Source organism: Streptomyces sp. NPDC050988, assembly GCF_044456225.1.
In the GTDB taxonomy this organism is placed as follows: Bacteria; Actinomycetota; Actinomycetes; order Streptomycetales; family Streptomycetaceae; genus Streptomyces.
Window position 1 is genome coordinate 22,244 of sequence record NZ_JBITFQ010000053.1, and the last position, 7,196, is coordinate 29,439.

The 7,196-nt window shown below is 72.5% G+C and carries 5 protein-coding genes; all 5 read right to left on the reverse strand.

Translation table 11 applies throughout. From position 1 onward, the window contains the following. Window positions 1-14 precede the first annotated feature (14 nt). The 5 genes from ACIBEI_RS48670 to ACIBEI_RS48690 all read right to left on the reverse strand — a co-directional run bounded on the left by ACIBEI_RS48670 (window position 15) and on the right by ACIBEI_RS48690 (window position 6,934). Window positions 15-971, reverse strand: coding sequence for a bifunctional riboflavin kinase/FAD synthetase (locus ACIBEI_RS48670; protein ID WP_398897884.1), 957 nt, complete (start codon window positions 969-971; stop codon window positions 15-17). Between the two features lie 137 nt (window positions 972-1,108). Next, a complete protein-coding gene (locus ACIBEI_RS48675; protein ID WP_398897886.1) occupies window positions 1,109-4,936 on the reverse strand; it encodes a trypsin-like peptidase domain-containing protein in 3,828 nt (1,275 codons plus the stop codon). A 276-nt stretch (window positions 4,937-5,212) separates the two neighbouring features. Next, complete coding sequence (gene truB / locus ACIBEI_RS48680; RefSeq protein WP_398897887.1) at window positions 5,213-6,118, reverse strand: tRNA pseudouridine(55) synthase TruB; 906 nt, start codon at window positions 6,116-6,118, stop codon at window positions 5,213-5,215. Then, window positions 6,115-6,570 carry a 30S ribosome-binding factor RbfA gene (gene rbfA / locus ACIBEI_RS48685; RefSeq protein WP_398897888.1) on the reverse strand — a complete coding sequence of 152 codons (456 nt, stop codon included), beginning with the start codon at window positions 6,568-6,570 and terminating at the stop codon, window positions 6,115-6,117. Before rbfA ends, truB begins: the two co-directional genes overlap by 4 nt. A 67-nt stretch (window positions 6,571-6,637) precedes the next feature. Continuing rightward, entirely contained in the window at window positions 6,638-6,934 is a 297-nt protein-coding gene (locus ACIBEI_RS48690; RefSeq protein ID WP_398897889.1) for a DUF503 domain-containing protein, read from the reverse strand. Between the last annotated feature and the right edge of the window lie 262 nt (window positions 6,935-7,196).

Below are 7,196 nucleotides of genomic sequence, written 5' to 3' on the forward strand. Positions count from 1 at the left end.
ACCCGGCGGGACGCCTACCGCCCGCCGTCGTAGGCCTCGATCAACTCCCGCGACTTCTTGACGTCGTCGGCAATCGCTTCCAACAACGCCTCGATGGAGTCGAACTTCGCCTGCCCCCGCACAAAGGCCAGAAAATCCACGGCAACGTGCAACCCGTACAGATCAAGCCCCACCCGATCGATGGCGTAAGCCTCAACCGTCCGCTCGGTCCCGTCGAACTGCGGATTCGTACCGACGGAGATCGCCGCCGGCATCGCCTCGCCCTGCGCGTGCAGCCACCCGGCGTAGACGCCGTCGGCGGGGATCGCGGTGTGCGGGAGGGTCTCGACGTTCGCCGTGGGGAAGCCCAGCTCACGGCCGCGCTGGGCGCCGCGGACGACGATGCCCTCGACGCGGTGCGGGCGGCCGAGGATCTCATGCGCCCCTTCGACATCGCCCTCGGCGACCAGCCGCCGGGTCATCGTGGAGGAGAAGGGCTCGCCGCCCCCGGCTTCACCGGTCACGTAGAGATCCACCACCTCGACCTCGAAGTCGTACGTCTTGCCCTGCTCGGAGAGGAAGGCGACGTTGCCCGCGGCCTTGTGGCCGAAGCGGAAGTTGGGGCCCTCGACGACGGCCTTGGCGTGCAGCTTGTCGACCAGGACCTTCACCACGAAGTCGGCGGGCGACAGCTTCGAGAACTCGGTGGTGAAGGGCAGGATGAGCAGCGCGTCGACACCCAGCTCGGCCATCAGCTCGGCGCGGCGGTGGTGCGGGGCGAGCAGGGGCGGGTGGCTGCCGGGGCGCACGACCTCGCTCGGGTGCGGGTCGAAGGTGACGACCACTGACGGGACGCCCAGCTCACGCGCCCGTTCCACGGCATGCGTGATGATCAACTGGTGTCCGCGGTGGACCCCGTCGTACGAGCCGATGGTGACGACGCTGCGCCCCCAGTCCTGGGGGATGTCCTCCAAGCCACGCCAGCGCTGCACTGTGACCGCTCCTCGTCGAACCTGTGTCCGTGTCTGCCTCATTACGCAGCTCTAAGAGTGCCATGCCGGGTCCGCACGGCCCGCATCGGCATGGGCGCTGTGACAGGGGGCACGTGGTGGCCGCGGAGCGCGCGCGGTCACACCGGAACCCGTGCCCCCGTCAGGTTCTCGATCATGCGCCGCGTGCTGGGGCCGACCACGGTGGACCAGTCCTCGGGAGCGTCGGTGAGCCAGCCGGCGACCAGGGCGGCGAAGCCGGGAATCCGGCGGCTCTGGTCGAGCAGGGCCCGGTCGAGGACGGTGGCGCCGTCCGGGGTGCGGACGAGTAGGAGGCCTGCGCTGTGGACCAGCGCGCGGGTGTGCTCGTCACCGCCGCGGGACACCCTGTGGGCCGCGCCCTCCGCCGCGGCCCGTACGAGCGCGTCGAGGACCACCGGGTCGTACTCGCGCGTGAGCAGCAGATCCAGGAACTCGCGGCGCAGCGGGTGGGACACGGGCGTGCCAGGTGCCGCGAACACCTTGGCGAGCGCGGCCCGCAGCTGTGGCCTGCCTCCGTCGAGCAGCCCGGTGACCAGGGGATACAGCACGCAGCGGGCGGCGGGGCCGTGCTCAAGCCGCCGGTCGACGTACGCCGCCACATGAGCGGCCGCCTCCGGACGCCGCTCCACGACATCCCGTACGAGCACGGCGACGCGGCGGGCCAGCGCGGGTGTGGTGACCTCGGCGAGAGTGCGCAGCGCCTCGCCCGTGTCCGGCTCGCGCAGACGGTCGCCGAACGCGGCCAGGACCGGTTCCGGATGCGTCGCCAGCGCCGCCACCAGCGCGCTCGCGGGCAGGCGCGGGTCGCCGGCCCTGAAGCGCGCGAGGGCCCCCGGCAGATGGCGGGCCCGGGTGTGCGGATCGCGCACGAGGAGCGCCAGGGCGGCCCCGTGCAGCGTGCAGTCGCCGGGGCGGGCGAGCAGGAAGAGCGCGGCGTGGCGGAGCAGCTCGCGGTCGGCCTCGGTGCGTACGTGGGGCGCGGCCCGCAGCCCATGGGTCATCGCCGCCGCCCGGCGGGCCGGCCGCTCGTCGTGCGTCCAGCGGTCGACCGCCCGGCACACCGCGGACGGTTCCTCCTCCGCGAGGACGGCCAGCAGCTCGTCGGCGCGCGGGTGCGCACTCTCGGCCAGGGCCTCCGTGAGGTCGTCCAGGGCGCGGCGGCGATGAGTGTGGAGAAGTGCTTGGGCGGCGGTCGCGACGGTGGCGTCGGGGGTCGCGGGCAGCGGGCGCTCGTCGTCGAACCAGTGGGTCAGGTGGGGCTGAGCGGCGGCCGGGTCGGCGGCGAGCAGCCCGGACACGGCGTCCAGGTAACGGAGTTCGGTCGCCGGCGGTGCCTCGTCCGCGACGACGAGCCGCCTCAGCAGGTCGAAGCGGTGCGCCTCCGGCAGCGGCAGCCGGGTCCAGAAAACGGGCCCGAACTCCTCCGGCACGGCCCGCCCTTGGGCCCGCCACGTCACCACCCGCTCGGCGAGGTGCCGCAGCACTCCGACGTACGGGGTCGCGTCGGGCACCCGGAGCAGTACGCCGCTCAGGAGGCGGGTGGCCCACCAGGACCCGGTGTCCGTCGCCTCCAGTTCGTCGACCGCGCGAAGCAGTTCACGCAGCCGGAGGGTGAGGTCGGTGTCCCCTTGTTGACGCGGTAGGAGGAGCAGGGCCTGGAGGACGGGGCCGATGCGGTGACGGGGTACGGGGGGAGGCTCGGGCTCGTACGGGGGCTCGGGCTCATCCCGCTGTTCGTGGTGCACCAAAGCCTGGAGTGCCGTGTCGAGGTCGAGGTGCATGCCCTGGATCCAGTCGGCCAGTTCCTCGTGGGCGAAGCGGTAGCCGTCTCCGGCGGGCACGAGGAGGCCCTCGGTGAGGACCGCGGAGGCCCACCCGGTACAGCCGCCGAGCCGTCGATCGGGCACCGGCCCCCACGGGAACACGGACTCGAACGCCGCCCGGTCCAACTCCCCCTGCCCCGGCCCCAGACAGCGCCGCGCGGCCGCGTGCACCTGCCCTGAGACCCTGGCCGCGAGCCGCCGTACGGCCGTGCCGCGCAGCCCGTTCGCCGCCGCGAGCCGTACGGCCACCCGCAGACACATCAGATCGAGGTACGCGGCGAAGACCTCGTCCCGCCCGACAGGCTCGACCGGCTCGGCCCGCCCCACCGGCCCGACCAGCTCGCCCTGCTCGTCCTGCTCGTCCGAGGCGCCGGGCAGAGACATCGCGGCCCGTACCTCCGACAGCAACCGCAGCATCAGTGGATGGCGCGCGTCGGGGCCGTCCAAGGCACCCTCCAGCACCCCGTACCGCGCCCGGGCCCACCGTGCCTCGCCTTCGTCCAGATCCCCGAGCCGAACGCAGGCGGGCAGCCCGCCGGGGGCCTCGCCTCCGCCCCGCTCGGACCCGTACAGCAGCTCGCGCGGGAACTCCGCCCCCGCCCGCTCCCAGTACTCGGCCCGGCAGGCCACGACGAGACGGACTCCGTGCGCCCGCAGCCACTCGGCGGTGCCCTCGGTCCACTCGGACAGCCGGTGCGCGAGAGCGGGCGGCATCTCCTCGGGGCTGTCGAGAAGGAGCAGGAGGGGACGTCCGGCGTCCCGCGCGAAACGGGCCAGACGCTCGGGACCGATGTCACCGAGTCCGCTGTGGGAGGGGCTGGGCTCCGGCGAAGGCGTCCAGGCGCCCACCTGCGCTGAGGCCGATGCCGAGGTCGCAGTCGCAGTCGCAGTCGCAGTCGCGGTCGCAGTCGCAGTCGGTGCCATGGTCGCGGTCAATGCCGAAGCAGAAGCAGAAGCCGCCACGATCCGCCCCGCCCGCTCCAGCGCCCGCCTCGCCGCGTCGGCCACCGACGAGTCGGCGCCCAGCAGGTCGGCTCCCCGCAGCCACAGCGTCGGAGCCGGTTCCGCGCCCCGGTCGCGCCGGGCGGCGAGGGCCGCCAGTTCCGTCGTACGGCCGCTTCCCGGGGCCCCGACGAGGCCCAGAACGGCGTACGGACCTTCGCCGAAGGCCCTGAACTCCCGTACTACGTCGTCCCGTTCAACGGGATCGACGTCACCGGAGCCCGGCGGAGCCTCGACCGTGGCGGCCAGCTCCAGCACGCCCGCCAGGTTGAGGTCGTCCCCGTACGCGGGGACCGTCGCCGCGTTGCGGGCCAGCAGTTCGGCGAGCACACCGCCGGAGCCAGAGCCCGCACCAGCGCCGGAGCCGGAGCCGGAAGCCATCCGCCCCGCGGACAACGGCACGGCGAAGCCACCCACCCGTCGCCCGGAGTGAAGTGCCGTTCCCAGAACGGCGACGACCGCACCGGTGGCCGCGTCGACCACCGGTCCCCCCGCCGCACCGCCCCCGAGCCGCAGCGCGTCGCTTCCCGCCGTGCCGATCGCCAACTCCAGGACGCCGTCGAGGAGATGGAAGCGGTCGGTCGCCGTGTACGTCACGGCGGACGTGCCCAGCACCCGGGCCTCGCGCCAGCCGCCCGCGGCGATACGGACGTACGTGCCGCTCTCCACGGAGTCCCGGACGGTGATCGGGAGGGGGGTGAGACCGAGCCCGTCCGTGCCGAGACCGTCCGTGTGGAGCCCCTTCGTGTGGATCAGGGCGAGGTCCAGGGACGGAAGAAGGGTGACCGAGTCGGCCGTCACCAGGCAGGTGCGGTCCCCAGGGGCGTGCAGGACGAGCCGGGCGAGACCGTCGACCGCCTCGTGGCTGGTGATCACGGTGCCATGGTGGTCGGCGACGAACCCGGTGCCGCGCGGCCGCCCGGCGAGATCGCTGATCCGCACCAGGGCCCGGTCCGCGGCTTCGACCACGTCCGCCGCTTCGACCGAGTGCGCTGCTTCGGCGGCGTACGCTGCTTCAGCCGCGTGCGCCGCCTCGGGTGCGTGCCGGGCAGCGACCGGCAACTGATGACGGCCCCCGGTCCGCGGGCCCCGTCCCGCCATGCTCGAACCTCCCCGCCGCGCGCGTCGCACCGTGCCACCTACGCCTCGTCTCCGACGGTAGGCGCGAGGTGATCGGGCGCGACAGATCGTCGGCCGAACGAGCCCCCTTCCGCTCCCCCGGTTCACTCCGAGCGCCTGCCCGGTCGGGTGAATAGACGAGGTCGGATGGATACACCCTTGGGTGGGGGAACCGAGGGGGACAGTGGAGCGGCGCACACAGGAATCCCCGTGAACGCCGCTCCACGACGAACCCGGCCGACCGGCGACCCACACAGGTCAGCCGAACACCGCCAGGCTCTTCGCCTTGCCCTTCTGCTCCTCCACCAGTGCCAGGAACCGCCCCTCGGGGTCGAACACCCCGACGGCCCCGACCCCGGCGTACTCCTCGGGCATCTCCAGCCGCACACCGTTCGTCAGCAGCTGCCCCCGCTTGGCGTCCACGTTCCAGCGGGGGAACGCGGCCGCGGCGGCCTCCGCCATCGGCATCACGGTCAGCTCCTCCTGGAGCTGGTCGAGGGTGCGTGCGGAGTCGAGCTTGTACGGGCCGACGCGGGTGCGCCGCAGCGCCGTCAGATGGCCGCCCACACCCAGGTCGGCGCCCAGGTCGCGGGCGAGCGCGCGGATGTACGTACCGGACGAGCAGACGACCGAGACGACCAGGTCCAGGACGGGCGTACCGTCCTCGGCGACCGCGTCCCGGATGTCGTACACGGCGAACGACGAGATCCGTACCGGACGGGCCGGGATCTCGAAGTCCTCGCCGTCGCGGGCCCGCTTGTACGAGCGCACGCCGTTGATCTTGATGGCGCTGACCTTGGACGGCACCTGCATGATGTCGCCGCTGAGCTTGGCGACACCGGCGTCGACGGTGTCCCGGACGACCTTGGAGGCGTCCGTGGACGAGGTGATGTCACCCTCGGCGTCGTCGGTCAGGGTGTTCTGCCCGAGCCGGATCGTGCCGAGGTACTCCTTCTCGGTCAGCGCGAGGTGTCCGAGGAGCTTGGTCGCCTTCTCGACGCCGAGGACGAGCACGCCCGTCGCCATGGGGTCGAGGGTGCCCGCGTGTCCGACGCGGCGGGTCTTCGCGATCCCGCGCATCTTGGCGACCACGTCGTGCGAAGTGAAGCCCGACGGCTTGTCCACGATGACAAGGCCGTCGGGCGTCTTCTGCTTCTGCGTCATTCCGCGGCGTCGCCGTCCGTCTCGTCGTCCTCGCCCGGCTTCTTGTACGGGTCGGCGTCACCGGCGAAGGCCGCGCCGGCCGAGACCTCGCGCACCTTCGCGTCCGAGGCCCGTGCCTTGTCGAGCAGGTCCTCGATGGTCTTGGCGGTGTCCGGCAGGGCGTCCGCCACGAAGGTGAGGGTCGGCGTGAACTTCACGCCCGCCGCCGCGCCGACGGCCGAGCGGAGTACGCCCTTGGCGCTCTCCAGCCCCGCGGCGGCTGCCGCGCGCTCCTCGTCGTCCCCGTACACCGTGTAGAAGACGGTCGCCTCCCGGAGGTCCCCGGTGACCCGGGTGTCCGTGATGGTCACATGTGAACCGAGCCGCGGGTCCTTGATCCCGCGCTGCAGCTTCTGGGCCACCACCTCTCGGATGAGGTCCGCCAGCCTCTTCGCCCGCGCGTTGTCGGCCACTGGTCCGTCTCCCTCTTTCTTACTGTTCTGTGTACGGCCGATTCTCGTCGCCGCACGCTGCATACGCTCAGTCGTCGTCTTCGCCGTGGAACCGCCGTCTCACCGACAGCAGCTCCACCTCGGGACGGCCGGCGACCAGACGCTCGCAGTGGTCCAGTACGTCGGTCAGGTGCCCCGCGTCCGCCGACACCGCCGCGAGGCCGATACCGGCCCTCCGGTGGAGGTCCAGGTGGTCGACCTCCGCCGCGCTCACCGCGTACTTCCGCTGGAGTTCGGCCACGATGGGGCGGACGACGGAGCGTTTCTCCTTCAGTGACCGTACGTCGCCGAGGAGCAGATCGAAGGACAGAGTCCCCACGTACATATGTGTATCCGGATGTCCCGCCGGTACGGGGTAGATGGCCCGGCCAAGCTCTTCGCCGGAACACCAGAACGGTACAACGAACCCCCGGTACCGCTCGACGGGGTTTTCGCCCCCACCGCCCCTACCCATTCCCGTCCCCTGGGAGCTGCGCCCCCAGACCCCCCTCATCGGCCTGAACGGCCTCGTCCTCAAACGCCGGACGGGCTGGAAATCAGCCCCTCCGGCGTTTGAGGAGCGGGGGTTCGGGGGCTGGCCCCCGAGT